Raw genomic sequence first — 25,595 nt, 5'->3', positions numbered from 1 at the left:
CGGGAGCTGGGCTCGTCGGAGCCGTCTGAACATTCTCGACCGGATCAGGCTGACAGTCGGGGGCACTGACGCCGGATCGTCGGGAGCCTGTGGGGCCAGCCTCACCGGCGGGCAATCAACCATTGGCTCGTCGACCCGCTCGTTGCCGCGAAAGGAATGCGCTTGAACGACCGGTTGACGCGGGAGACGATGGCCCCCTCGCCCGCCGCGCCTCCCAGGGCGGGCCGGACCCGCGCGACAGGAGTCCGGTCGAACACCATCGTGGCGTCTGCGTCGAGTCTGGTGAGTGGCGTACTCAACGCCGGGATACTCGCTTACAGCGCACGGCAGGGGCAGACCGGTGAAATCGCCGCCTACAGCGTCATGACCGCCGCGCTCACCTGGATCGCGATTCTGATCATGGGCGGATCGTCGCTCCTCTATGCGACGGGGAACGAGGACGAACGTCGGTCGGTCCGCTGTCAGCGCCTGCTGATCGCGGCGCCGGCCATGGCCGCCGCCACCGTGCTGCTCGCCTGGCTGTACGGCGGTCGCGGGTACGGGACGGTGGCCCTGCTGAGCGCCGGCGGCGTAATGATCCTGAACAGTCTCGCCGAGCTACGCTTCAGCGATCTCGTCCGCCAGATGAGATTCATCGCGGCCTCGGCAGCGATGACCGCCACCCGGCTCTTCGCGCTGGTGCTGCTGATCGCCGGCGTGCCGCTGACGATCGCGCTGGCGGCCGGCGCGGCCGCCTACCTGGCCACGACCGAGGCGCTTGTCTGCCGCAGCCCGTCCGGCGGCCCCCCGATGTGGACCGGGTTGTCGCCCTCGTGGGCGAGGCGGGCGTTCCGGTTGAACCGGCAACTGTTCACCCACAGCTTCGCGGAGTCGCTCACCGGGCGAGCCGGCACGATCGCCCTCTCCCTGGTCGCCAGCCCGCACGTCGTGGGCTGCTTCGGTGCCCTGGTCAGCGTCTATCAGGCGCTGGTCGCCGTCGTCTTCAGCGGGCTGCGGGTGCCGATGGCGATGCGCACGCGGCGCCGGCACAATCTGGGGCCGACCGGTGCGGTCAGCCGGGAGGCCGAGGTTATCTCCGTGACCACCGGGGCGGTGATCGCCGCAGGCGTCGTCGCCTGGGCTCCCTGGATGGCCACCAGCCTGCTCGGCCTGCCGATCCCCGAATCGGCGATCTGGTTACAACTGCTGGCGCTCGCCCTCCCGTTCGCCACGGTCAACCGGGCCTTCATGCTGAATCGCATTGGCGACGGCAACTACCGGGCCGCCACCCGGGTGGCCGTGTCCATCGCCGTGGTGGTCACCGGTGGACTGCTCGTCCAGGCCCTGACGCTCGGTCCGACGGGCGTCGCCGCCGCAACCTGCATCGCGGAAGCGGCCGTCGCCGGCGTCTTGGTCGCGCTGGCCGCGTTGCGCTGGTACGGACGCACGAGGGCGAACGGGTCGCACACCGCTGCCGCCGGTCAGGATCGTGACCGGCCCCGTTCCTCCACTGCCGTCGGCAGGTGACGAGCAGCGCTCCGGCGCGCCGGTGGCGCGGCCGCCAAGTCACATCCGCCCAACCCAGAGAAAGCACTTTCATGTTCCCGACCCACCACCGCCAGCCTGAAGGCGCGAGGCTAATCGGCAAACCACGGCTGCTGATCCAACCAGAGCTTCAAGAAAGTCACCATCCAGACGAAGTTCCTCACACCCTGGGTCAACGGCTGGCCCTCTGCAGCGCGTTCGACGATCCGCCGTAGACGGGTGATCTCGAGGTAATCGGCCAATGCCCCAGGTTCTGCCGAGATCCGCTGCACAACACCACGCAGCGGCTCCTCGGTCAGCCACCGGTCTAGCGGCGGAACGAAACCGGACTTGGGGCGGTAGACCAGCTCAGCCGGTACGGACGCGGCAAGGCTGTTTTTCAGCGCTAGTTTGGCATCTCGGAAGGTGTACTTGATCTCCCGCGGCATGGCGAACGCTTCGGCGAGCAGATCTGGCTCCAGGAAAGGGAAGGATGCACGTACTCCCCGCATGCGCAATGGATCGAAGCTCTTGGCCGCATACTCGCCGGCGCAGACATGGAGAAGGTCCAGCCATTGATACTGGTCACGGACGTCGGTCGAGGGCGCGCAGTCGATGATGTACGTGCGTATCGCCCGCGACAGGTACGCGCGGTCCGGCGGGGGCAAGCGGTAGAGGACGCCGTCGAGTGCATTGGTTGCCACCACCGCGGCTTCCAAGAGCGGCATTTGGGCGGCTCGCCGGAGAGCCCTTGTGCGATGTTCGAACCGGCTTGGCCGCCGCCATAGTCCGGCCCAGGAGTAGAGCCCTGCTGTGCCACGCAGTAGCGGCCGAGGCAGCCGGTAGAGCTTTTGCCACCTTGCCAGTTGACCGACGCCGAAAGCGCCGTCCGCGCCGGTTCCGTCGATGAACTGCGGGGCGTCGGGGGCCATCTTGATGCCGGCCCGCACCATCAAGTTGGCAGATATGGTGGCGAAATCCCCGAACGGGTACGTGTAGTCGCGGCCGATGTCGGCCAGAAACGCGTTCATCTCCGTGGACTCGTAGGTCGTCTGCTCGAAGTCCAGGTGGAAATGCCTGGCCATCGCGGCCGCATGCTTCGCTTCCGGGTCGGCGTCGCCGAAGGAAAAGTTGAGCAACCAGACATCGGTACGCCGCAGGGCGGACAGTCGGGCCGCGAGAAGCCCCGAATCCACTCCACCGCTGAAGGTCAGTACCGAACCCTTGGGCGCGGTGTCAAGGATGGCGTCGAGGCATCGGTCAAAGCGTATGCCATCGGCAGCCTCGCGTGGCTGAAGGTGATTGACGGCGGCGGTTGCCACGCCGCTCCTGAGATCAATGCTGGTGACATGCCCGGGTGCCGCACGCTCGACGCCGGACAGCAGGGTGAGCGGAGCCGGGATGGCGCCGTACTGCAGGAGCGCGTGCACCGCGCGGCGATCGAGGCGACTGCGCCCGATACGGCCGAGGAGGCGTAGGTCGTTGCTGAGGCAGAAGGCGCCGTCCGCAGCCCGGAAGACCACCTGTTCCGGCGTGGCTGGCGGTACGTGGACCTGCACGGTGTCAGTGCCCAGCCGGTGATCGATCCGGATGTCGTTCCCAGTCGGCTCGCTGGCCGCGATCGCCATGGCGTTGGCCGCCGTTGATCGCGTCGTACGAAGCCGGATCGCATCACCGATCTGACTGATCGCAGGGGATTCCCCGAGCTTGGAGAGCTGTGCGCACGTAAAGGCTCCATACGTGACATACGCCGATACCAGGCCGAGCCAGCGGGCATGCTCCTCAACCTGCCGGCGCCAATCGAGCTGGCCCGGGCCACGGTACATGGCGAAAATCACTCACTCCTCCAACGCAATTAGACAAGCCCGAAGTGCAATATTAAGGCCTTTAATCAACCCGCGGGTGTATCCGGAAATCATCCGCCTGGAAGTGTGGATCGGCGGCGGCCGGTGCCGGTGAGGTCCAGGCTCATCAGGGCCATGTACACGCACTTGAGTGCTGCTTGCTCGTTGGGGAGGCACCCGCGGGCGCGTACGGCCTTGCGGATTGCGGGCGTTGACGCTCTCGATCGCGTTCGTGGAACAGATGACTTTGCGGAGTTCGACGCCGACGGCGAGGAACGGCGTGAACTCGGCCCGGGCGTTCTTCACAGCCGGACGATCGGCCCACCTGACTGGGCGTCCGCGCCGGTAGCGGTCGGGGGTGCGCCCGGCGCTCGTCATGCAGGGCAGCCTTCCGGGCGAGTTGCCGACGACGCTCCGCGAACATCACCTTCGCCCGCGTCAACGCATCCACCTCCAATCGCTCCCTGGGTTGGCTGCCGACCGTCGGGGCGTCCTGATCTTCGCCGCACCGCCCATTCATCAGCACCTCCCTAAACGAGGCGACAGAATGCGGGTTACGAAGGCAGGCCGGCCAGGTGGGCCACCACCGACGACAGTGACGGCATCCCGGGACACCGGCGGAGCCGAGCGCCCCATTGACACGCGTGAGTCATGTTGGGAAGGCTCTCCGTTACCGGTCCTTCCACCGAAGGGGATGCGATGAGACCAACACGGCTGGCGATCGCCGGCGTGTTCACCCTGGTCGGCGCGCTGGCGCTGACCGCACCGGCGAGCGCACGGCCACCGTCTGACCCGGGCGGCCGCGACAGCTTGGAGGTGTACGTCGGCACGCTCGACCCGCAACAGCTGGAGAAGCTGCGCGCGTCCGGCGTCGACCTCGGCCACGACCACCGCGGCACCGATGAGAACGGGGCCACCCGGGTCGAGACGGTGCTCAGCAGACGGGAGGCGGCGCGCCTGGCCGACCAGGGCGTGCGGCTGGAGGTCAAGAAGGTGCGCGGCAAGGAGGCCTCCCGGGCGCTGCGCGAGCAGGCGGCGGCCGGCTGGGACGCGTTCCGGTCGTACAGCGAGCCCGGTGGCCTCCGGGACGAGATCACCGCCACGGCAGCGCGCTTCCCGAAGCTGGCCAAGCTGGAGACGATCGGCCGCACCGTCCAGGGCAAGCCGATCCTGGCGGTGAAGGTGACGAAGAACGCGCGGACCGTGCCGGACGGGCGACGCCCGGCGGTGCTCTACGGCAGCGCGCAGCACGCCCGCGAGTGGATCACCCCGGAGATGACCCGCCGCCTGCTGCACCACGTGCTGGACAACTACGGCAGCGACCCGGAGATCACCCGGTTGGTGGACCGCACGGAGCTGTGGTTCCTGCCGGTGGCGAACCCGGACGGCTACGACCACACCTTTACCCCGGGCAACCGGCTGTGGCGCAAGAACCTGCGCGACAACGACGGTGACGGGCAGGTCACCACCGCCGACGGCGTCGACCTGAACCGCAACTTCAGCTACAAGTGGGGCTACGACGACGAGGGCTCCTCACCGGAGCCGAACAGCGACACCTACCGTGGTCCCGCGCCCGACTCCGAGCCGGAGACGAAGGCGCTGGACCGGCTCTTCAAGCGGGTCGGCTTCGAGTTCTTCGTCAACTACCACTCGGCCGCCCAACTGCTGCTCTACGGCGTCGGCTGGCAGGTCAGCACCCCGACCCCGGACGACGTCATCTACCAGGCGATGGTCGGCGACGACGCGCACCCGGCGGTGCCCGGCTACGACCCGGACATCTCCGCCGAGCTGTACACCACCAACGGGGACACCGACAGCCACGCCACGGTCCGCTACGGCACGCTCGGCTTCACCCCGGAGATGTCCACCTGCCAGTCGGCGGCCGCCTCCGACCCGGACGACCAGTGGCGGCCGGAGGACTGCATCAGCGGGTTCATCTTCCCCGACGACGAGAAGTTGATCTCCGCCGAGGTGGCGAAGAACCTGCCGTTCGCGCTGTCGGTGGCGAAGTCCGCGGCCGACCCGGACGACCCGGTGTCGGTGGTCGGCCGCAGCACCCCCGACTTCGTGGTCGACTCCTTCGGCACCTCCTACGGGCGTACCCAGCAGGTCGCGTCGATCACCCGCCGCGCGCTGCGCGACGTCCGGATGCACTACGTGGTCAACGGTGGCCGCCCGAAGACGGTCAAGGTCCGCGAGTGGCGCGGCGGCGAACGGTACGGCGACACCCACGACGACTACTACGCCGAGCTGCGCGGCACGGTCACCGGTACCAAGCCGGGTGACCGGGTCGAGGTGTGGTTCACCGGGGTCAAGCCGCGCAGCGGCCCGGTGGCCAGCGAACACTTCACCTACCGGGTGCACACCGCCATCGGCGGGGACGTGCTGGTGCTCGCGGTGGAGGACGTGACCGGGCTCAGCCCGGTGCAGACCGGCGGCCCGACCGCGAAGTACGCCGACGAGATCGCCGCGTCGTTGGCCAAGGCCGGCCGCAGCAGCGACGTCTACGACTTCGACGCGATGGGCCGCGCCGCCCCGCACCCGCTGGGCGTGCTGTCGCACTACCGGACGGTGGTCTGGGAGACCGGTGACGACGTCATCCTGCGCTCCCCCGGCCAGGTCGGCGGCACCGCCGCCCGGGCGGCCCTCGACACCGAGCTGGCCGTGCGCGACTACCTCAACGAGGGCGGCAAGCTACTGGTCAGCGGCAAGTACGCGCTCTTCGCCCAGGCCGCCAACGGCTCGTACGTCTACCAGCCGGACCCGGCGGTGGCGGAGTGCGCCGACCCGGACGACGCCACCTGCCTGCCGTTGTTGAACGACTTCCAGCAGTACTACCTGGGGGCGTACAACTACGTCAGCGACGGCGGCAGCGACCCGGACGGCACGCCGTACCCGCTGCGCGGCGCGGACGGCGCCTTCGCCGGCTTCGAGGGGCAGCTCAACGCGCCCGGCTCGGCGGGGAACCAGGACCACACGGCCTCGTTCCTCACCACGTCGAGCTTCCTGCCCCCGGACCGGTTCCCGCAGTTCGCCAGCTCGGCGGCGGTGGACTGGGCCCGGCCGGGCAGCGCCCCGTTCGACCCCCGCACCGGCGAGTGGTACCTGTACAGCGGGCGGTCCGACGAGTCGTACAAGCGGCTCACCCGCACCGTGGACCTCACCTCGGCGACCAGCGGGGAGCTGCGCTTCTTCACCTCGTACGACATCGAGCAGAACTGGGACTTCCTGATCGTCGAGGCGCACGAGGTGGGCAGCGACGACTGGACGACGCTGCCGGACGCCAACGGCCGTACCGGCACCGAGACCGGCGAGAGCTGCGAGTCGGGCTGGGCGGAGACCCTGCACCCGTTCCTCGCCCACTACCAGGGCGCCGACTGCTCCCCCACGGGCAGCACCGGCAGCTGGAACGCGGCCACCGGCAGCTCCGGCGGCTGGCGGGAGTTCGCCGTCGACCTGTCGGCGTACGCCGGCAAGCAGGTCGAGGTCTCCATCTCGTACGTCTCCGACTGGGGCACCCAGGGCCTGGGTGTCTTCCTGGACGACGCGCGGGTGATCACCGACGGCACGGTCGTCTCGGAGACCTCCTTCGAGACGCCGGACCTGGGTGGTTGGACGGTGGCGGGCCCGCCGCCGGGCTCCGCGCCCGGGGGCAACGACTGGGCCCGTAGCCAGCAGGCGTTCACCGAGGGCGCGGCGGTGGTCACCGACGACACCGTCTATCTCGGCTTCGGCTTGGAGGGGCTGGCCCCGGCGGCCCGGGACGACCTGGTCGCGCGGTCGCTGGCGCACCTGAGCGGACGGCCCCGGCGGTAACGCCACGCGGGTGCGGCGGCGGTGTCCCACCGCCGCCGCACCTGTCCGTACGGCTGCCGGAGCGGCGGCCCGTGTGATGAGCTGTACCGGTGGCGGGGTTCCTGTTCGGTCTGGTGCTGCATCCCAGCCGGGACGTCTCCGAGGTGGTCGGGATCGTCGACCGGTGGGCGTCCCGGCACGGCAAGAGCCTCGCCGTCCGCGCCGAGGACGGGCACCGGGTGCCCCCGTCGGTGGAGCTGGTGCCGGAGGCGGAGCTGGCCCACCGGTCGGACGCGTTGATCAGCATCGGCGGGGACGGCACCATGCTCGGTGCGCTGCGCTCGGCCGTGCGGGACCCGAAGCCGGTGCTCGGGGTGCACCTGGGCAAGCTCGGCTTCCTCGTCGAGGTCGAGCCGCCGGATCTGCCCCGGGCGCTGGACCGGCTGGTCGCCCACGACTTCACCGTCGAGTCGCGCGCCTGCCTGGCGTGCGACGTGTGCGGGGACGACGTGGTGGCGTTCAACGACATCGCCCTCGTCCGCCATCCCGGGTCCGGCTTCGTCACCGCCACCCTCGCCGTCGACGGGCAGCGGTACGGCTACTACCGCTGCGACGCGCTGGTGGTCAGCACGCCGACCGGCTCGACGGCGTACAGCTACGCGGCGGGCGGGCCGCTGATCTCGCCGGCGACGCAGGCGCTGGTGCTGACGCCGTCGGCGCCGATGAGCGGCATCTCCCGGTCGGTGGTGCTCTCCAGCGACGAGACCATCCGGTTGGAGCTGCTGCCCGACTCGGCGCCGGTGGCCGTGGAGATGGACGGCGTGATCATCCGGGACGCCTCGACCGAGGGCGCGGTGCACGTGCGGTACCAGCAGGACGCGGGGCTGGTGGTGCGCCTGGACCCCCGCCGCTTCCAGGAACGCAAACAGCTCAAGCTCAGCCTGCTGGACCTGCCGCTGCTGCCGGAGCAGCTGCGCGAACTGCTGCCGGACGGGATGCGGGAGCAGTTGAACCGCCGCGAGCTGCCCCCGCCGCGCTGACCGCGCGCCCCGTCAGGCCTTGGCCAGCACCCCGTCGACGAGCGCCTTCGCCTCCTCCTGGATGCGGGCCAGGTGCTCCGGCCCTTGGAACGACTCGGCGTAGATCTTGTAGACGTCCTCGGTCCCGGACGGGCGGGCGGCGAACCAGCCCGACTCGGTGGTCACCTTCAGCCCGCCGATCGCCGCGCCGTTGCCGGGCGCGGCGGTGAGCGTCGCGGTGATCGGCTCGCCGGCCAGCTCGGTGGCGCCCACCTGGTCCGGGGAGAGCTTGCCGAGCACGGCCTTCTGCTCTCGGGTGGCCGGGGCGTCGATCCGGGCGTACGCGGGGGCGCCGAAGCGCCCGGTCAGCTCGGCGTAGTGCTGGCTGGGGGTCCGGCCGGTGGTGGCGATGATCTCCGAGGCGAGCAGGCAGAGCAGGATGCCGTCCTTGTCGGTGGTCCAGGTGCTCCCGTCGCGGCGCAGGAAGGACGCGCCGGCGCTCTCCTCGCCGCCGAAGCCGACCGCGCCGTCGAGCAGCCCGGGCACGAACCACTTGAAGCCCACCGGCACCTCCAGCAGCGGACGACCCAGGTCCGCCGCGATCCGGTCGATCATGGAGGAGGAGACCAGCGTCTTGCCGACCGCCGCCGCCGGGCCCCACTGCTCCCGGGTACGGAACAGGTGCCCGATCGCCACCGCCAGGTAGTGGTTGGGGTTCATCAGGCCGCCGTCGGGGGTGACGATGCCGTGCCGGTCGGCGTCGGCGTCGTTGCCGGTGGAGACCTGGTAGTCGGCGCGGGCGGCGATCAGCGAGGCCATCGCGTTGGGCGAGGAGCAGTCCATCCGGATCTTGCCGTCGCCGTCCAGGGTCATGAACCGCCAGGTCGGGTCGACCGTCGGGTTGATCACGGTCAGGTCCAGCCGGTGCCGCTCGGCGATCTCCCCCCAGTACGCGACGCTGGCCCCGCCGAGCGGGTCGGCGCCGATGCGCACCCCGGCGTCGCGGATCGCGTCGATGTCGATCGCGGCGGGCAGGTCGTCGACGTAGCCGGCGAGGAAGTCGTACCCGCCGGTGGTGTCCGCGGCGCGGGCCCGCGCGTACGGGATCCGCCGGACCTCCTTGAGGCCGGCGGCCAGGATGGCGTTGGCCCGGTCCTGGATCCACTTCGTGACGTCACTGTCGGCGGGCCCGCCGTGGGTGGGGTTGTACTTGAACCCGCCGTCGTCGGGCGGGTTGTGCGACGGGGTGATGACGATGCCGTCGGCGAGGCCGCTGGTGCGCCCCCGGTTGTGGGTGAGCACGGCGTGCGAGAGCGCCGGGGTGGGGGTGTAGCCGTCGCGGCTGTCCCGCAGCACGGTGACGCCGTTGGCGGCGAGCACCTCCAGGGCGTCGGCCTCGGCGGGGGCGGAGAGCGCGTGGGTGTCCCGGGCGAGGAAGAGCGGGCCGTCCAGGCCCTGCTTGCGGCGGTAGTCGCAGAGCGCCTGGGTGACCGCGAGGATGTGGTCGGAGTTGAAGGCGTTGCGCAGCGACGACCCGCGGTGCCCGGACGTGCCGAAGGAGACCTGCTGCGCCGGGTCGTCGGGGTCCGGGTGCTCGGCGTAGTAGGCGGTCACCAGCCGCGGCACGTCCACCAGGTCGGCGGGCTCGGCGGGCTGTCCGGCGCGGGGATGGGCCACTGCTGCAACCTCCAAGGGCGGTACTCCGACGTTCACTGCTTCCCGGCGGAAGCCGGGGTCACACCTGGTTCACGGCTCCACGCGCTGGCCCTTGCCGATCACCACGATGCCGTTGTCCGAAACGGTGTAGCGCTGCCGGTCCTTTTCCAGGTCGACACCGATCTCCGCGCCCTCGGGGACGAAGACGTTCTTGTCCAGGATGGCCCGGCGGACCACGGCGTGGCGGCCGATCTCGACGCCCTCCATCAGCACCGCGCCGTCCACGTGCGCCCAGGAGTGGACCTTGACCTTCGGCGACACGATCGAGTTCTCCACCAGCGAGCCGGAGACCACCGCGCCGGGCGAGACCATCGAGCCGACCGCCCGGCCGACCCGCTCGCCCCACTGGTGGACGAACTTCGCCGGCGGGTACGGCGGCTGGTTGCTGTAGATCGGCCAGTCGAAGTTGTAGAGGTTGAACACCGGGTGCACGTTGATCAGGTCCATGTGGGCGTCGTAGAAGGAGTCCAGCGTCCCCACGTCCCGCCAGTAGCCGCGGTCCCGGTCGGTGCTGCCCGGCACCTCGTTGTCCTTGAAGTCGTAGACGTTGGCCTCGCCCCGCTCCACCAGCATCGGGATGATGCTGCCGCCCATGTCGTGCTTGCTGGTCTTGTCCTCCGCGTCCCGCTCGACCGCCTCGCAGAGGGCGCCGGTGCTGAACACGTAGTTGCCCATCGAGGCGTAGATCTGGTCCGGGGCGTCGGGGAGGCCGACCGCGTCGGTGGGCTTCTCGCGGAACGCCCGGATCCGCCGGCCGTCCTCGCCGACCTCGATCACCCCGAACTGGTCGGCCATCGACAGCGGCTGCCGGATGCCGGCCACGGTCACGCCGGCGCCGGAGGCGATGTGGTCGTCCACCATCTGCCGGGGGTCCATCCGGTAGATGTGGTCGGCCCCGAAGACGATCACGTAGTCGGGCTGCTCGTCGTTGATCAGGTTGAAGCTCTGGTAGATCGCGTCGGCGGACCCGGCGAACCACCACGGGCCGCGGCGCTGCTGCGCCGGCACCGGGGTGACGTAGTTGCCGAGCATCGTCGACATCCGCCAGGTCTGGGTGATGTGCCGGTCCAGCGAGTGGGACTTGTACTGGGTCAGCACGACGATCTTGAGAAAGCCGGCGTTCGCCAGGTTGGACAGGACGAAGTCGACCATGCGGTACATCCCGCCGAACGGGACGGCCGGCTTGGCCCGGTCCGCGGTGAGCGGCATGAGGCGCTTGCCTTCTCCGCCGGCCAGGACGATCGCGAGCACCTTGGCAGCCATGCACCGACGCTATCCATCCCGCTACGACTTCACCACTCGTACGGGCACAGTTCTGCACTAGGGTGCGGGGGCATGACGGAATCGGCACGGCTGCGCGTGGATCTGCTGACCCGGGAGTACCCGCCCGAGGTGTACGGCGGCGCCGGCGTGCACGTCGAGTACCTGGCCCGCGAGCTGCGCCGACTCGCCGACGTACGGGTGCACTGCTTCGGCGCGCCGCGGATCGAGCCGGGCGTCACCGCGTACGCCGAACCGGCCGGCCTGGCCGGCGCGAACGCCGCGCTGCGCACCATGGGCGTCGACCTGGCGATGGCCGCGGGCTGCGCCGGCACCGACGTGGTGCACAGCCACACCTGGTACGCCAACCTGGCCGGGCACACCGCGAAGCTGCTGTACGGCGTGCCGCACGTGGTGACCGCGCACAGCCTGGAGCCGCTGCGGCCGTGGAAGGCCGAACAGCTCGGCGGCGGGTACGCGCTCTCGTCCTGGTGCGAGCGCACGGCGGTGGAGGCGGCCGACGCGATCATCGCGGTCAGCGCGGGGATGCGCCGCGACGTCCTCACCGCGTACCCGGAGGTGAACCCGGACCGGGTCCGCGTGGTCTACAACGGCATCGACACCGCCCAGTACGCCCCGGACACCGGCACCGACGTCGTCGACCGGCTCGGCATCGACCCGTCCCGCCCCAGCGTGGTCTACGTCGGCCGGATCACCCGGCAGAAGGGACTGCCCTACCTGCTGCGCGCGGCCCGGGAGCTGCCCGCCGGCACCCAGCTGGTGCTGCTCGCCGGCGCACCCGACACCCCGGAGATCGCCGCCGAGGTCGAGGGCCTGGTCGGCGAGCTGCGGGCCAACCGCTCCGGGGTGGTCTGGGTGGCCGAGATGCTGCCCAAGCACGAGGTTATCCAGGTGCTCACGCACGCGACGATCTTCGTCTGCCCGTCCGTCTACGAGCCGATGGGCATCGTCAACCTGGAGGCGATGGCCTGCGAGACGGCCGTGGTGGCGACCGCCACCGGCGGCATCCCCGAGGTGGTCGCCGACGGCGAGACCGGGCTGCTGGTGCCGATCGAACAGGCCGGCGACGGCTCCGGCCGGCCGCTGGAACCGGAGCGGTTCGTGGCTGACCTGGCCGCCCGGATCAACGAGGTGCTGGCCGACCCGACGCGCGCCGCCGAACTCGGCCGGGCCGGGCGGCGGCGGGCGGTGGAGCACTTCTCCTGGGACGCCGTCGCGGCCCGCACCATGGAGGTGTACCGGTCGGTGGGAGCCGCAGGCTGACCCGAGCGCGAAGCGATCTCGGGCAGTAGGTTGGCGGGGTGAGCGGACGGTTCCCGATCGAAGACGTCTCCCCCGTCGTCGCCTGCGGTCGCTATCCGGCCAAGGCGGTGGTCGGCGAGGTGGTGCCCGTGTCGGCCCGCGCCTACCGGGAGGGGCACGACGCACTCGGCTGCAACGTGGTCTGGCTCGGCCCGGACGGCGCGGCGCGACCCTTCACCCGGATGCGCCCCGGCGAGCCGGGCCAGGACACCTGGCACGCCACCATCCAGCCCGACGCGGTCGGCGACTGGGTCTTCACCGTCGAGGCGTTCGGAGACCCCTACCTCACCTGGCAGAACGCGGTGACCAAGAAGATCGCCGCCGGGCAGGGGCCGGCGGACCTGGCCAACGACCTCGCCGAGGGCGCCCGCGTGCTGACGGCGGCGGCCGAACTGGTGCCCGCCGCCGACGTCGTGCGGGTGAAGGCCGCCGTGGCCGCGCTGCGCGACACCGAGCTGGACCTGCCCCGCCGGGTCGCCCCGGCGCTGGAGCTGGCCGACCTGCTCTGGGAGCACCCGGTGCGCGAGCTGGTCACCACCGGCGAGGAGTACCGGCTCTGGGTGGACCGCCCCCGCGCGCTCTTCTCCGCCTGGTACGAGTTCTTCCCCCGCTCCGAGGGCGCGATCCCGGCCACCGTCGACTCCCCGGCCCGCTCGGGCACCTTCGCCACCGCGATGGAGCGGCTTCCGGGCGTCGCGGCGATGGGCTTCGACGTGCTCTACCTGCCGCCGATCCACCCGATCGGCCGGGTCAACCGCAAGGGCCCCAACAACTCGCTCACCGCCGGGCCCGACGACGTGGGCTCGCCGTGGGCGATCGGCGCCGCCGAAGGCGGCCACGACGCCATCCACCCCGACCTGGGTACGCCGGAGGACTTCCGCGACTTCGTCGCGGCCGCCGCCGAGCAGGGCCTGGAGGTGGCGATGGACCTGGCGTTGCAGTGCGCGCCGGACCACCCCTGGGTGACCGAACACCCGGAGTGGTTCACCACCCGGGCCGACGGCAGCATCGCGTACGCGGAGAACCCGCCGAAGAAGTACCAGGACATCTACCCGCTGAACTTCGACAACGATCCGGAGGGGATCCGGGCCGAGGTGCTGCGGGTGGTGCTGCACTGGGTCGGCGAGGGGATCCGGATCTTCCGGGTGGACAACCCGCACACCAAGCCGTTCGACTTCTGGCACTGGCTGATCGCCGAGGTCAAGAAGGTCGACCCGGACGTGCTCTTCCTCGCTGAGGCGTTCACCCGGCCGGCGATCATGCACGGGTTGGGCAAGATCGGGTTCACCCAGTCGTACACGTACTTCACCTGGCGCACGTCGGCGGCGGAGATGCGGGCGTACTGCGAGGAACTGGTCGCGGCGGCCGACTACATGCGACCGAACTTCTGGCCCAACACCCCGGACATCCTGCACTCCTCGTTGCAGCACGGCGGCCCGCCGATGTTCAAGATCCGGGCGGTGCTGGCCGCGCTGCTCTCCCCCTCCTGGGGCGTGTACGCCGGGTTCGAGCTCTTCGAGCACGTCGCCCGCCCCGGCGCGGAGGAGTACCTGGACAACGAGAAGTACGAGCTGCGCCCCCGGGACTGGGCCGGGGCGCAGGCGCAGGGCCGCTCGCTGGCGCCGTTCATCGCCACCCTCAACCGGGTACGCCGGGACAACCCCGCCCTGCACCAGCTCCGCAACCTGCGCTTCCACGACATCGACAACCCGGCGCTGCTCTGCTGGTCCAAACACGACCCGGACAGCGGCAACACCGTCATCGTGGTCTGCTCGTTCGACTCGCGCGGCGTGCAGTGGGGCAACACCACCCTCGACATGCCCGCCCTCGGCCTCGACTGGCACGAGCGGTTCACCGTCCACGACGAACTGACCGGCGCCCGCTACGAGTGGGGGCAGCGCAACGCCGTCCGCCTCGACCCGTACCTTCAGCCCGCCCACGTGTTGACGGTGCGCCGCCCGGCCGCCGCGGCCGCGGCGGAGCCCACCGGGCACGCCCCGGCCGACCTCACCGTCGCCGACGTGCCGACCGACCTTTCGGGCGGCACCGCCCCGACCGCTCCCGCCCCGGAGGACGCGCGATGGACCAGCTGATCGCCGGCGAGACCCACGACCCGCACGCCCTGCTCGGCGCGCACCCCGCCGACGGGTGGACCACCATCCGCGCGATGCGCCGGGGCGCCGGCGACGTGATGCTGCTGGTCGGCGAGGAGCGGCACCCGATGAAGCGGGTGCACGACGTCGGCGTCTTCGAGACCCGGGTCGAGGGCACCGTGCTCGACTACCGGATCGAGGCCGACGGGCAGGTCACCGACGACCCGTACCGCTACCCGCCGACCATCGGCGAGCTGGACCTGCACCTGATCGGCGAGGGGCGCCACGAGCGGCTCTGGGAGGCGCTCGGCGCGCGGGTCTTCGACGAGGGCGTGGCGTTCTCGGTGTGGGCGCCGAACGCCCGGGGCGTGCGGGTGGTCGGCGACTTCACCGGCTGGGGCCCGGACGACGGCTGGCCGATGCGCTCGCTCGGCTCCAGCGGCGTGTGGGAGATCTTCGTGCCGCAGGCGCGGATCGGCGCCCGGTACAAGTACCGGGTCCTCGGCGCCGACGGGCGGTGGCGGGACAAGGCCGACCCGCTGGCCGCGTACGCGGAGGTGCCGCCGGCCACGGCCTCGGTGGTGCACCACTCGACGTACGAGTGGTCGGACGCCGTCTGGCTGGACCGGCGGGCCCGGCGGCAGCCGCACCAGGAGCCGATGAGCGTGTACGAGGTGCACCTCGGCTCCTGGCGGCCCGGCCTGGGTTACCGGGAACTGGCCGAGCAGCTCACCGCGTACGTCACCGAGATGGGCTTCACCCACGTGGAGTTCCTGCCGGTGATGGAGCACCCGTTCGGCGGGTCCTGGGGCTACCAGGTCACCGGCTACTTCGCGCCGACCTCCCGCTTCGGCGACCCGGACGACTTCCGCCACCTGGTCGACCGGCTGCACGGCGCCGGCATCGGCGTGATCCTGGACTGGGTGCCGGCGCACTTCCCCAAGGACGAGTGGGCGCTGGCGCGCTTCGACGGCACCCCGCTGTACGAGCACGCCGACCCGCGACGCGGCGAGCACCCCGACTGGGGCACGTACGTCTTCGACTTCGGCCGCCGCGAGGTGCGCAACTTCCTGGTCGCCAATGCGCTCTACTGGTGCGAGGAGTTCCACGTCGACGGCCTGCGGGTGGACGCCGTCGCCTCGATGCTCTACCTGGACTACTCCCGGCAGGAGGGGCAGTGGGCCCCGAACGTGCACGGCGGCCGGGAGAACCTGGAGGCGATCGCGTTCCTCCAGGAGGTCAACGCGACCGTCTACAAGCACCACGCCGGGGTGGTGATGGTCGCCGAGGAGTCCACCGCCTGGCCCGGCGTGACCCGGCCGACCGCCGACGGCGGGCTCGGCTTCGGGTTCAAGTGGAACATGGGCTGGATGCACGACACCCTGCTCTACACCTCCAAGGACCCGATCTACCGCCAGCACCACCACCATCAGCTCACCTTCTCCCTCGCGTACGCCTGGAGCGAGAACTACGTGCTGCCGATCAGCCACGACGAGGTGGTGCACGGCAAGGGGTCGCTCGCCGCCAAGATGCCCGGCGACACCTGGCAGCGGCTGGCCAACGTGCGGGCGCTGCTGGCGTACATGTGGGCGCACCCGGGCAAGCAACTGCTCTTCATGGGCTGTGAGCTGGCCGACGACCGGGAGTGGAGCGAGGAGCGCGGCCTCGACTGGTACCTGACCCACGACCCGGCCCGGGCCGGGGTGCAACGCCTCGTCGGAGACCTCAACACGGTCTACCGGGCGACGCCGGCGCTCTGGGCGCAGGACACCGACCCGGCCGGCTTCCGGTGGATCGCCGGCGACGACGTCGCCCACAACACCGTCTCGTTCGTCCGGATCGCCCCCGACGGCGCCACGCTGGTCTGCGTGGCGAACTTCTCCGCGCTGCCGCTGGAGGACTACCGGATCGGGCTGCCGGCCGGCGGCACCTGGACCGAGGTGATCAACACCGACGCCCACCACTACGGCGGCTCCGGGGTCGGCAACCTCGGCGCGGTACACGCGCAGGACGTGCCGTGGCACGGGATGCCGGCGTCGGTCGCGCTGCGGGTCCCGCCACTGGGCGTGCTCTGGCTCCGCCGCGACTGACCGGGCTGTTTCGGGTCGGCTGACCGTGTCCCACCCGCGTCCCGAGGATCGGTGCGGGTCTTCGGACACGTCGCCCTCCTCGCCGGACGGTCGACCGGCTTGCGGGCCGATTGGCCGGGTCGTGGGCCGGTCGGTCGGGTCGCGGGCCGATTAGTCAGCTCGCGGGCGGGTTGGTCAGCTCGCCGCTGGGGAGAAGTGTTCGTGGTGAGCGATATACCTGTGAGTCATAAATATGCCTCAGGGTCATATCACTCAACCCAACACCTACCAGCCATGCACTACTGTCAGTAGCCAGAGGCGCCCCAACTTTCACCCTCCGTCGAACGTTGCGTCGTAGCTGTGCCGCGACGTGAACCGTCTCCGCAGTCGCCGCCGTATCCCGCATCGGATGCCGGACATCCGTGACGACGAGGCAGAGGAGCTTCGATGGCGTGGAGCAGGGGCACGACGAGCAGACGAAGGATGACGGGTTCGTCCCGTCAGCGGAAGATCGCCGGCGGGGTGGCGCTCGCGGTGACGGCCGGCGCGGCGTTCGCGGTCGCGACCGGGACCGGTCAGGCGGCGGAGAACTGCCAGGGCCTGGACACGGCCCTGCGCAACAACCTGACCTTCATCGCCGGACAGCGGCAGAATCCGGACGCCAACTCGCCGGCCCGGATCGCCAACCGGCAGGCCGTGGTCGACCTGATCCAGCAGCGCCGCGCCGCCGCCGGCTGTGACGGCGACGTGGACGTCGCCGGGGCCGCCTGCCCGATGGTCCCGTGGGAGGTGGCCATGGCCACCCGCCTGGACCAGGCGTGGGCGATCACCGAGCAGCTGACCGGGAAGCGGACCGGCCAGCTCGCCGACCCGCAGGCAACCCAGGCCCGGGTGCAGCGGCTCGACGGAATCTTCGGCGGCGTCCGCGACATCGTGCAGGGTGCGCAGCAGGCCCAGGCCGGAAAGGCCGCTCCCGGCGAAAGCGCGGCTCCCAGCGAAAGCGCGGCCCCCAGCGAAAGCGCGGCCCCCAGCGAAAGCGCGGCCCCCAGCGAAAGCGCGGCCCCCAGCGAAGGCGCGGCGGCCGACGAAGGCGCGGCGGCCGACGGCGGCGCGGCGCGGGCGGCCGGGATCATCGACGCTGTGGGTGGGCTGCTCGGGCAGATCGCCGACATCATCGAGGCCGCCGGGGCTGGCCAGCAGGCCGGCGCCGGAGAGCAGGGGGCCGGTGGGCAGCAGGCCGGCGAGGAACAGGGCGCAGGGCAGCAGGCGGCCGGCGGACAGCAGGCCGCAGGTGAGCAGGAGGCCGGCGAGCAGGAGGCGGGCGCCGAGCAGGCCGCCGGCCAGCAGGCGGGGAACGCCGGCGGCCAAAAGGCCGGAAACGCCGGCGGCGAGAAGGCCGGGAACGCAGGCCAGAAGGCCGGGAACGGTGGCCAGAAGGCGGCGAATGCCGGCGGGCAGGTCGCCAACCGGATCCAGCAGATCCGCGTCCGGATCCAGCAGCTGCGGGCGATCGTGCAGCAGGTGCGGGCGGACCGGCAGGCGGCGCGCGACCAGGCCGCAGCCGAGGACCAGGCGCAGAACGAGGCCGGTGCACAGAACCAGAACGAAGCCGGGAACCAGTCCGACGCACAGAACCAGGCCGGAGCCGAGAACCAGGCTGGCGCCCACGAGCAGAGCGGCGCAGCAGACCAGGCCGGAGCCGAGGACCAGGCCGGGGCACAGGACCAGGCCGGAGCCGAGGACCAAGCCGGGGCACAGGACCAAGCCGGGGCACAGGACCAAGCCGGGGCGCAGGACCAGGGCGCGGGCGGTGCCGGTTCGGTCTACATGGTGGCCGACCCGAGTGCGCCGGGCTGCGCCGACGCAGCCGGGGAGAAGTCCGGCGGGTCCGCCGCCGACGGCGGGACGGCCGACACCGGCACGGGCACGGGCGCGGGTGCCGACGGTCGCAGGGCCGACACGGTCAGCGGGTCACGCACCGACTAGGACCGGCGCGGTGGGCGCGGCCTGGTCGGGCGTCCGTCAGACCAGGCCCGCGTCCCGCAGCAGCTTCCAGAGCCCGGCGCCGTCCGGCGCGGAGAGCCACTTCTGCCCCACCGGCCCCGACGAGGAAGACTGGCCGGCTGGGGCGGGCAGGCTACCGGCCAGCACCGACTGGGTCGGCGAGAGGCGGCGGATCGCCACTCCGGCGACGTTGTCCGGGTGGGCGGCGGCGAACTCGCGGTAGATCTCCTGGTCGTGCTGCCCGTCGTCGCCGATCAGCAGCCAGCGCACCTCGGGGAACTCCCGGGCCAGCCGGGCCAGGGTGGCCCGCTTGTGCTCCCGGCCGCTGCGGAACCACCGGTCGGCGGTCGGGCCCCAGTCGGTCAGCAGCAGCGGACCGGCCGGGTAGAGGTGCCGGGAGAGGAAGCGGGTCAGCGTCGGCGCGACGTTCCACGCCCCGGTGGAGAGGTAGAAGACCGGCGCGCCCGGGTGGGCGGTGGCCAGCCGCTCGTAGAGCACCGCCATGCCGGGCACCGCGGCCCGGGCGTGCTCGTCCAGCACGAAGGTGTTCCAGGCGGCGAGCAGTGGTCGGGGCAGCGCGGTCACCATGACCGTGTCGTCGATGTCGGAGAGGATGCCGAACCGGACCTCCGGGTCGAGGATCCGCACCAACGCCTCGGCCGGCTCGGCGTCGGCGACGCTGAGGCGGACCGAGGACCAGCCGGGGGTGAAGTCGCCCTCGACGACGATGTCGACGAAGCCGCTCCGGTCGGCCTGTGCCTCGTGGGTGACCCCACCCGCCTCGATGGTCACCTTGACGTGCTTGGCCGGCAGGGTGGTGAAGCTGCGCCAGCCGCGTACCTTGTCCAGCCGGCCCCGCTGCCGGGTGTCCGGGCGGCCGAGCAGCACCCGGCAGAGCACCCGCGCCCAGCCCGGCGCGCCGTAGCCGGCGTACGCGACGATGTTGGCCTGCCAGCCGGTGCGGCGCAGGCGACGCTCCACCAGCTGGTGCACGGCGTCCTCGAGCCGCGCGGCTCGGTGCAGGTTCGGTACGGCCAGCTGGCCTGCGGGAGTGGGTGGCACGCTGCAACCCTGCCACACGTGGGCGGAAGCGGCCACGCGAGAGATGCCGGGCTCCCGGGATCCGCCCCGGGCGTCCGGTACGGCGTGAAACACTCCGGTCGGGACGACGACGGGGGCGTTGGTCGTGTCGACATCAGCATCGCAGGACCACGCGGAGCGGCCGCGGCTCGACCGGCCGGCGCTCGTCGCGCTGCTGCTCGGGGCGGTCGGGGTGGGTTACCGGCTGGTGCTGACCCTGCTGACCGTGCCCCCGTCGAACAGCGACGAGGCCACCTTCGGGCTCGCCGCCCTGCACATCGCCGCCGGCCGGGAGCGCCCGGTGTTCCTCTACGGGCAGCACTACATGGGCATGGTGGAGGCGTATCTGGCGGCGCCGCTGGTGGCGCTGTTCGGGCCGAGCTGGCCGGTGCTGCGGCTGCCGCTGCTGGCGCTGTACGCGCTCTTCCTCTGGTTGTCGTACCGGCTGACCCGTCGGCTCTACTCGCCCTGGTTCGCCACCTTCGTGGTGGGTCTGCTGGCGCTCGGCACGGAACGGGTGGTGCGCGACCAGTTGACCGTGGTGGGCGGCCGGCCCGAGGTGAAACCGGCAGTGCTGGCGATGCTGCTGATCGCGGTGGCGCTGGCCCAGGACCGGGTGCGGCGCCGGTGGGCCGCGATCGGCCTGGCCGGGCTGCTGGCCGGGCTGGCGCTCTGGTCGGACTGGCTGATCGTGCCGTACCTGGCGGTGGCCGGGCTGCTGCTGCTCTACGCCGCCCGCCGGGACCTGCTCGGCTGGCCGGGGCTGCTGCTGGTGGCCGGCTTCGCCGTCGGGGTGGCGCCGATGATCTGGGACAACCTGGTCGCGCCGCCCGGGTCGGACTCGCTGTCGGTGCTCCATGAGATCAACTCCACCGGCGGCCCGCCGCCGCCGTGGTCGCTCCGGGTGCGCGGCGGTCTGCTGGAGGGGGTGCCGTTGGCCACCGGGCTCTGCCCGATCACCGGCTGCGCCCGCTGGCAGGAGTGGTTCGGTGTGCTCTACCCGATGCTGCTGGCGGTCGCGGCGCTGCTCGCGCTGGTCGCGTACCGCCGGACCGCCGGCCTGCCCACGGCCCGGCGGGTCCGGCCGGTCACGCAGCTCACCCTGGTCGTCGGCGCGGCGCTGACCCTGCTCGCGTACGTCCGCAGTCCGCTCACCGTGACGGACCCGCTGGGCAACGCCCGTTACCTGTCGGTGCTCCAGCTCTCCCTGCCCGCGGTGCTCTGGCCGCTCTGGGCGGCGGCGGTGGCCTGCTGGCGGGGCACGGTCGGTGCGGCGGGCCGGCTGGCCGGGGCGACCGCGACCGCCGTGCTCGCCGGGCTGACCGCCACCGCCGTGGTGGCCACCGGGCTCTTCCTGACCGGGACGGAGGCGGCCCAGGACGAGGAGCGGCAGGCGCGGGAGCTGGCCGACGCGATGCGCCGGACCGGGCTGCGCGAGGTGTACGGCGACTACTGGACCTGCAACCGGCTCACCTTCGCCACCGGCGAGCGGGTGGTCTGCGCGGTGCTCGACGGCGCGCTCACCCCCGGGCAGAACCGCTACCGGCCGTACTGGGAGCAGGTCGGCCGGGCGGAGCGGCCCGGGTACGTGGTGGAGGTCGGCTCCGCGGCGGACCGCCGGCTACGCCGCCTGCTCGGCGAGCAGGCCGACGCCGCCACCCTGGTCGAGGTGGCCGGCTATCGCGTGTACCACCCGCCGACCGCCGTGCGGCCGTGGCGCTGAGCCCGGCCCGTACGCTGGCGGCGTGCTCATCCTGCTGCCGCCCTCCGAGGGGAAGGCCGACGCCGGCACGGGCCGGCGGCTCGACCTGACCCGGCTCTCCCTGCCCGAGCTGACCCCCGCCCGCCAGGAGGTGCTGACCGCGCTGATCGCGCTCAGCGGCGACGACGAGGCGGCAGCGCTGGGCGCCCTCGGACTCAGCGCCGGACAGCGGGGCGAGCTGGCCCGCAACGCGCGGCTGGACCGGGCGGCGACCGCACCGGCGGGGCAGGTCTACACCGGGGTGCTCTACGAGGCGCTCGACCTGGCCTCGCTGCCGGCCCCGGCACAGCGGGCGGCGCGCCGGACCGTGCTGATCAGCTCCGGCCTCTGGGGCGCCGTACGCCTCACCGACCGGATCCCGCCGTACCGCTGCCCGATCGGGGCGAAGCTGCCGGGGGTGGGGGCGCTGTCGGCGTACTGGCGTCGGGCGTTGGCCCCGGCGATGGCGGCGGCGGCCGGCGACGGGCCGGTGCTGGACCTGCGCTCCGGCGCGTACGCCGCGACCTGGGCGCCGCGCGGCGAGCAGGCCGGGCGCACGGTGACGGTGCGGGTGGTGCACGAGCGAGACACGCCGGCCGGGCCGACCCGCAGCGTGGTCAGCCACTTCAACAAGGCCACCAAGGGCCGGCTGGTCCGCGACCTGCTGGTGGCCGGGGCCCGGCCGCGCTCCGCCGCCGGGCTGGTCACCGCGCTGCGTGACCTCAAGTACACGGTCGAGGAGCAGCCGACGCCGCCCGGGCGCCCCCGGCAGCTCGACGTGGTGGTCACCGAGCTCTGACGAGCCGCAAGATTTCCTCAAGGCTGGGCCGGATCGGTGGAACCCGGCCGGCGCGCGGGTGACGGTATGGGGACCCCCGACGCCGACAAGGAGCGGTCCGATGGCCCCGCAACCCACTTTGCTCGACCGGCCCCGCGTTCCGCCGCCCCCGCCGCCGATGGACTGGCTCACCCTGGGCGACGCGTTCGAGGTGGCCTGCCTGGTCCGCTGCACACCCCCACCGGCCGCCGAGCGCGGCCCGGTCGAGCCGTACCGGCCGGTGGAGTTCAACCGGGAGGACGCCGCGCTGCGGATGCGGCAACTGCTCAACCGCCTGGCCGTGCCGGTGGAGCACGAGGTGGTCAGCGGTGGCCTGCGCCGCCGCTACGAGCTGCACCGGCTGCACGTGCCCCGGGAACACCGGGCGGCGTACACGGAGCTGCGTGAGTCGGGCTGGCGACGGGGTCGCCGTGAGCTGCTGAGCGGGCCGGTCCCCGGCGCGTCGACGGCCCGGGCCGCCTGGCGGTCCCGGCTGGCCGCGGCGGCCTGGCGGTCGGCGCTGCTGGCCGGCGGCCGGCACGTGCGCCGGCACATCCTGGGGATCCGGCTGACCGACCGGGAGCTGGCCGCCGTGCTGGTCCGTAGCGCCGCCCTGCTGGACGTGCCGGCCCTGCTCCGGCCGGGCGCCGGCTGCTTCGTGGTCAGCGTCGCCGACGGCCCGGACCGGCTCAGGATCATGGACCGCGCGGCGCTCGCCCCGGCCCGCTGACCCGGTACGCCGACCGGGCGGGCTTGCGCCCGGGGCGGTGCGCGGCGCAGAGTGCTGCGCGTGAGTCGTTGCTGGTCTGTCCCCGGCCGGCGGCGTGCCGCCGCCCCGGCGGCGCTGCTGATGCTGCTGCTCGTGTCGGCGGGCGGGCTGGGCGCCTGCCGCGATTCCCCGACCGAGCCGGTGCCGATCCGGATCGCCACCGGCAGCGCGACGGCCGTGTACCACGCCTTCGGGCAGTCGCTGGCCGCCATCCTCAACCGGGAGCTGCCCGGGGTGCGGGCCAGCGTGGTGGTCACCGCCGCCTCCGCCGAGAACATGCGGCTGGTCGGCGCGGGTGCGGCCGAACTCGGGTTCACCCAGGCCGACGTGCTGCCCACCGGCCCCGCCTCGCACCCGTCGGTGCTCGCGGTGGCCCGGGTCTACGACGACCTGCTGCACCTGGTGACCACCGCCGGCGGCCCGGTCCGGACGGTCGCCGACCTGCGCGGGCGGCGGGTGTCGGTGGGCGCGGCGGGCTCCGGCACCGAGGTCACCGCGACCCGGCTGCTGGAGGTGGCCCGACTCGGCGGCGACCGGGTCCAGCAGAAGCACCTCAACCTGGACGACTCGGTGGCCGCGCTGCGGGCCGGTGAGATCGACGCGTTCTTCTTCTCCGGCGGGCTGCCGGTGCGCGCGGTGCGCGAGCTGACGGCCGACTCGGCCACCCGGGTCGTCGACCTGGGCGAGTGGACCGAGCCGCTGCGCCGCAGCTACCGCGAGGTGTACGTGTCGCGGGACATCCCGCGCTCGGTGTACCACCTCGACCCGGTCACCACGGTGGCCAACCCGAACTACCTGATCGTCCGGGCGGACCTGCCGGAGCCGCTGGTGCGGGAGGTGACCCGGCTGCTGATGGAGCGCCGGGCCGAGCTGGCCGCGGCCCATCCGGCGGCCGGCAGGATGAGCCCCCGCTCGGCGATCGCCACCGCGCCGCTGCCGCTGCACCCGGGCGCGGCGGGCTGGTACCGCTCCGTCAAACCCTGACCGCTCAGGTCCCGGCCGGCGCCCCGTCGACGCCCACGTCTGCGGCGGAGTGCCCCGGGCCCGCCTGCTTCGGCACCGGGGCGTCCGCCGGGGTGGGCCCGATGGCGGCCAACGCCGGTGGCGGGTCGACCGGGCCCGGCGATGGATCGTCGGGTCCGGGGCCGTCGGGGGCGGCGGGCGATCCCTCGGCGCCGCTGGTCGAGCCGTCCCAGGGGGCCGGGAACCACAGCTCCGCGACGAGGCCGCGCGGCTCCCCCGCCCGCATGGTCAGCCGCCCGTCGGAGGCGTCCACCAGCACCGCGACGATGGTCAGCCCGAGTCCCGCGCCGTCGATGTTCTGCGCGTCCGGCGCCCGCCAGAACCGCTCGGTGGCCTGGTCCAGCTGGCCCGGCGTCATGCCCGGCCCGGTGTCGCGTACCTCCAGGGCGGTGCCGCCGTCGGCGTAGCGGACGGTCACCGTGACCTCTCCCCCGGCCCCGCTGAACTTCACCGCGTTGTCGATCAGCGCGTCCAGCGCCTGGTCGACGGCGGTGGGCACGGTCCGGGCGTACGCCGGGCCACGGGCGCGCAGCCGGAGGGCCACCGAGCGGTGCCGGGCCAGCGGCTCCCACGCGGCGACCCGCGAGGCGGCGACCTCCGCGGCGTCCACGGTCACCCGCTGGTTCTCCTCCCGCTCCGCCCGGGCCAGGGTGAGCAGGGCGTCGAGCACCAGCGCCAGCCGGTCGGTCTCCTCCAGCGCCAGCCGGTGCTCGGCCCGGCCGTCCGGGTCGGTCAGGCTCGGCCCCAGCTCCTCCACCCGCAGTCGCAGCGCGGTCAGCGGGTTGCGGAGCTGGTGGCTGGCGTGGGCGACGAACGCGCGCTGCCGGTCCATCACGTCGGAGACCGCGTCGGCCATGTTGTTGAAGCTGGCCGCGAGGCGGCGCAGCTCGGGCGGGCCCAGCCGGTGCTGCACCCGCGCACCCCCGTCGCCCTCGGCGATCTCGTGGGTCACCGCGTCCAGCTCGGTCACCGGTCGCAGCACCCAGCCGGCCAGCCCGAACGCGGTGGAGACGCAGGCCAGCACGGCGAGCAGGCCGATCCCGGCCAGCAGCAGCCACCAGACCGTCACCGTGCGCCGGACCTTGCCGGCCGGGGTGGCGGTCACCACCGCGCCGAGCACCTCGCCGCCGTCGTTGATCGGCACCGCCACCACCAGTGGGCCGTCCACCCACGGCCAGACCGCCTCCGGCCCGCTGAACTGCTGGCCCGCCAGGGCCGTGTCGCGCGCCGTCTCGGCGTCCCGGCCGGCGCGCCAGTCGGGCGACACCACCACGGTACGGCCGTCCCGGTCGACCACCGCCGCGCCGATGCCGTACAGCTCCTCGTAGGCGGCCAGTTCGCCGCTGAGCGGTCCGGGCACGCCGCCGCGCAGCGCCGGCCCGGCCAGCGAGGCGAACCGGGTCGCGTCGGCGAGCCGGTCGGCGCGGACCCGGTCGGTCTCCCGGGAGGCGAGGGTGGCCGCCAGCGGGGTCTCCAACGCCAGCAGCACCAGCACCATCAGCAGCAGGTAGCTGATCACCAGTCGGCGACGCACCGGCC

15 protein-coding genes and 2 pseudogenes are annotated in these 25,595 nt (G+C 72.6%); 11 read left to right on the top strand and 6 right to left on the bottom strand.

What is annotated here, in order from left to right:
* Positions 1 to 282: 282 nt before the first annotated feature.
* A complete protein-coding gene (locus tag ACTMTB_RS20960) occupies positions 283 to 1,506 on the top strand; it encodes a hypothetical protein (RefSeq protein WP_441147983.1) in 1,224 nt (407 codons plus the stop codon).
* Positions 1,507 to 1,616: 110 nt separating this feature from the next.
* Here ACTMTB_RS20960 and ACTMTB_RS20955 read toward each other — a convergent pair whose 3' ends face one another.
* Together ACTMTB_RS20955 and ACTMTB_RS20950 are read right to left on the bottom strand one after the other, a co-directional pair.
* A complete protein-coding gene (locus ACTMTB_RS20955; protein ID WP_441147982.1) occupies positions 1,617 to 3,341 on the bottom strand; it encodes an asparagine synthase-related protein in 1,725 nt (574 codons plus the stop codon).
* Between the two features lie 98 nt (positions 3,342 to 3,439).
* A pseudogene (locus tag ACTMTB_RS20950) lies at positions 3,440 to 3,650 on the bottom strand (transposase); the annotation flags it as partial.
* Positions 3,651 to 4,046: 396 nt separating this feature from the next.
* Between ACTMTB_RS20950 and ACTMTB_RS20945 the strand changes: the two are divergent.
* Together ACTMTB_RS20945 and ACTMTB_RS20940 are read left to right on the top strand one after the other, a co-directional pair.
* Positions 4,047 to 7,163: a M14 family zinc carboxypeptidase gene (locus tag ACTMTB_RS20945; RefSeq protein ID WP_441147981.1), complete on the top strand. Its 3,117-nt coding sequence runs from the start codon at positions 4,047 to 4,049 to the stop codon at positions 7,161 to 7,163.
* A gap of 89 nt (positions 7,164 to 7,252) precedes the next feature.
* Positions 7,253 to 8,182: an NAD(+)/NADH kinase gene (locus tag ACTMTB_RS20940; RefSeq protein WP_441147980.1), complete on the top strand. Its 930-nt coding sequence runs from the start codon at positions 7,253 to 7,255 to the stop codon at positions 8,180 to 8,182.
* 12 nt (positions 8,183 to 8,194) lie between these two features.
* Here ACTMTB_RS20940 and pgm read toward each other — a convergent pair whose 3' ends face one another.
* Both pgm and glgC read right to left on the bottom strand, forming a co-directional pair.
* Entirely contained in the window at positions 8,195 to 9,838 is a 1,644-nt protein-coding gene (gene pgm, locus ACTMTB_RS20935) for a phosphoglucomutase (alpha-D-glucose-1,6-bisphosphate-dependent) (RefSeq protein WP_441147979.1), read from the bottom strand.
* Between the two features lie 69 nt (positions 9,839 to 9,907).
* On the bottom strand, positions 9,908 to 11,140 hold the full coding sequence (gene glgC, locus ACTMTB_RS20930) for a glucose-1-phosphate adenylyltransferase (RefSeq protein WP_280837472.1): 1,233 nt from the start codon (positions 11,138 to 11,140) through the stop codon (positions 9,908 to 9,910).
* Positions 11,141 to 11,212: 72 nt separating this feature from the next.
* Between glgC and glgA the strand changes: the two genes are divergently transcribed.
* The 4 genes from glgA to ACTMTB_RS20910 all read left to right on the top strand — a co-directional run bounded on the left by glgA (position 11,213) and on the right by ACTMTB_RS20910 (position 18,608).
* Complete coding sequence (gene glgA, locus ACTMTB_RS20925) at positions 11,213 to 12,421, top strand: glycogen synthase (protein WP_441147978.1); 1,209 nt, start codon at positions 11,213 to 11,215, stop codon at positions 12,419 to 12,421.
* Between the two features lie 38 nt (positions 12,422 to 12,459).
* On the top strand, positions 12,460 to 14,553 hold the full coding sequence (locus ACTMTB_RS20920) for a maltotransferase domain-containing protein (RefSeq protein WP_441147977.1): 2,094 nt from the start codon (positions 12,460 to 12,462) through the stop codon (positions 14,551 to 14,553).
* Positions 14,541 to 16,643 (top strand): 1,4-alpha-glucan branching protein GlgB, encoded by a 2,103-nt coding sequence (gene glgB, locus ACTMTB_RS20915; protein ID WP_441147976.1) that lies wholly within the window; start codon positions 14,541 to 14,543, stop codon positions 16,641 to 16,643. The genes ACTMTB_RS20920 and glgB overlap by 13 nt, the downstream gene beginning before the upstream one ends.
* Positions 16,644 to 17,144: 501 nt before the next feature.
* Entirely contained in the window at positions 17,145 to 18,608 is a 1,464-nt protein-coding gene (locus ACTMTB_RS20910; RefSeq protein ID WP_441147975.1) for a hypothetical protein, read from the top strand.
* Positions 18,609 to 18,644: 36 nt separating this feature from the next.
* Here ACTMTB_RS20910 and ACTMTB_RS20905 read toward each other — a convergent pair whose 3' ends face one another.
* Positions 18,645 to 19,688, bottom strand: coding sequence for an App1 family protein (locus tag ACTMTB_RS20905; protein ID WP_441147974.1), 1,044 nt, complete (start codon positions 19,686 to 19,688; stop codon positions 18,645 to 18,647).
* Positions 19,689 to 19,806: 118 nt separating this feature from the next.
* On the opposite strand from ACTMTB_RS20905, the gene ACTMTB_RS20900 reads away from it, so the two are divergent.
* The 4 genes from ACTMTB_RS20900 (at position 19,807) to ACTMTB_RS20885 (ending at position 24,017) form a co-directional block, all read left to right on the top strand.
* On the top strand, positions 19,807 to 21,429 hold the full coding sequence (locus ACTMTB_RS20900; RefSeq protein WP_441147973.1) for a hypothetical protein: 1,623 nt from the start codon (positions 19,807 to 19,809) through the stop codon (positions 21,427 to 21,429).
* Between the two features lie 22 nt (positions 21,430 to 21,451).
* A complete protein-coding gene (gene yaaA / locus ACTMTB_RS20895) occupies positions 21,452 to 22,246 on the top strand; it encodes a peroxide stress protein YaaA (protein ID WP_441147972.1) in 795 nt (264 codons plus the stop codon).
* A gap of 100 nt (positions 22,247 to 22,346) precedes the next feature.
* Entirely contained in the window at positions 22,347 to 22,994 is a 648-nt protein-coding gene (locus ACTMTB_RS20890) for a hypothetical protein (protein ID WP_441147971.1), read from the top strand.
* Positions 22,995 to 23,054: 60 nt separating this feature from the next.
* Entirely contained in the window at positions 23,055 to 24,017 is a 963-nt protein-coding gene (locus ACTMTB_RS20885) for a TAXI family TRAP transporter solute-binding subunit (protein WP_441147970.1), read from the top strand.
* Between the two features lie 214 nt (positions 24,018 to 24,231).
* On the opposite strand, the pseudogene ACTMTB_RS20880 reads toward ACTMTB_RS20885, so the two are convergent.
* Positions 24,232 to 25,590, bottom strand: a pseudogene (locus ACTMTB_RS20880) (ATP-binding protein); the annotation flags it as partial.
* Between the last annotated feature and the right edge of the window lie 5 nt (positions 25,591 to 25,595).

This window comes from Micromonospora sp. L32 (assembly GCF_052068055.1).
GTDB classification, from domain to species: Bacteria; Actinomycetota; Actinomycetes; order Mycobacteriales; family Micromonosporaceae; genus Micromonospora; species Micromonospora purpureochromogenes.
The sequence above is the reverse complement of the archived record's forward strand: the minus strand, read 5'-3'. Positions and strand labels throughout refer to the sequence as shown.

What these genes read in the sequence shown, in the direction of transcription:
- ACTMTB_RS20945 (WP_441147981.1), top strand. Translation starts at nt 4,047, where the DNA reads ATGAGACCAACACGGCTGGCGATCGCCGGCGTGTTCACCCTGGTCGGC.
- glgC (WP_280837472.1), bottom strand. Translation starts at nt 11,140, where the DNA reads ATGGCTGCCAAGGTGCTCGCGATCGTCCTGGCCGGCGGAGAAGGCAAG.
- glgA (WP_441147978.1), top strand. Translation starts at nt 11,213, where the DNA reads ATGACGGAATCGGCACGGCTGCGCGTGGATCTGCTGACCCGGGAGTAC.
- glgB (WP_441147976.1), top strand. Translation starts at nt 14,541, where the DNA reads ATGGACCAGCTGATCGCCGGCGAGACCCACGACCCGCACGCCCTGCTC.
- ACTMTB_RS20890 (WP_441147971.1), top strand. Translation starts at nt 22,347, where the DNA reads ATGGCCCCGCAACCCACTTTGCTCGACCGGCCCCGCGTTCCGCCGCCC.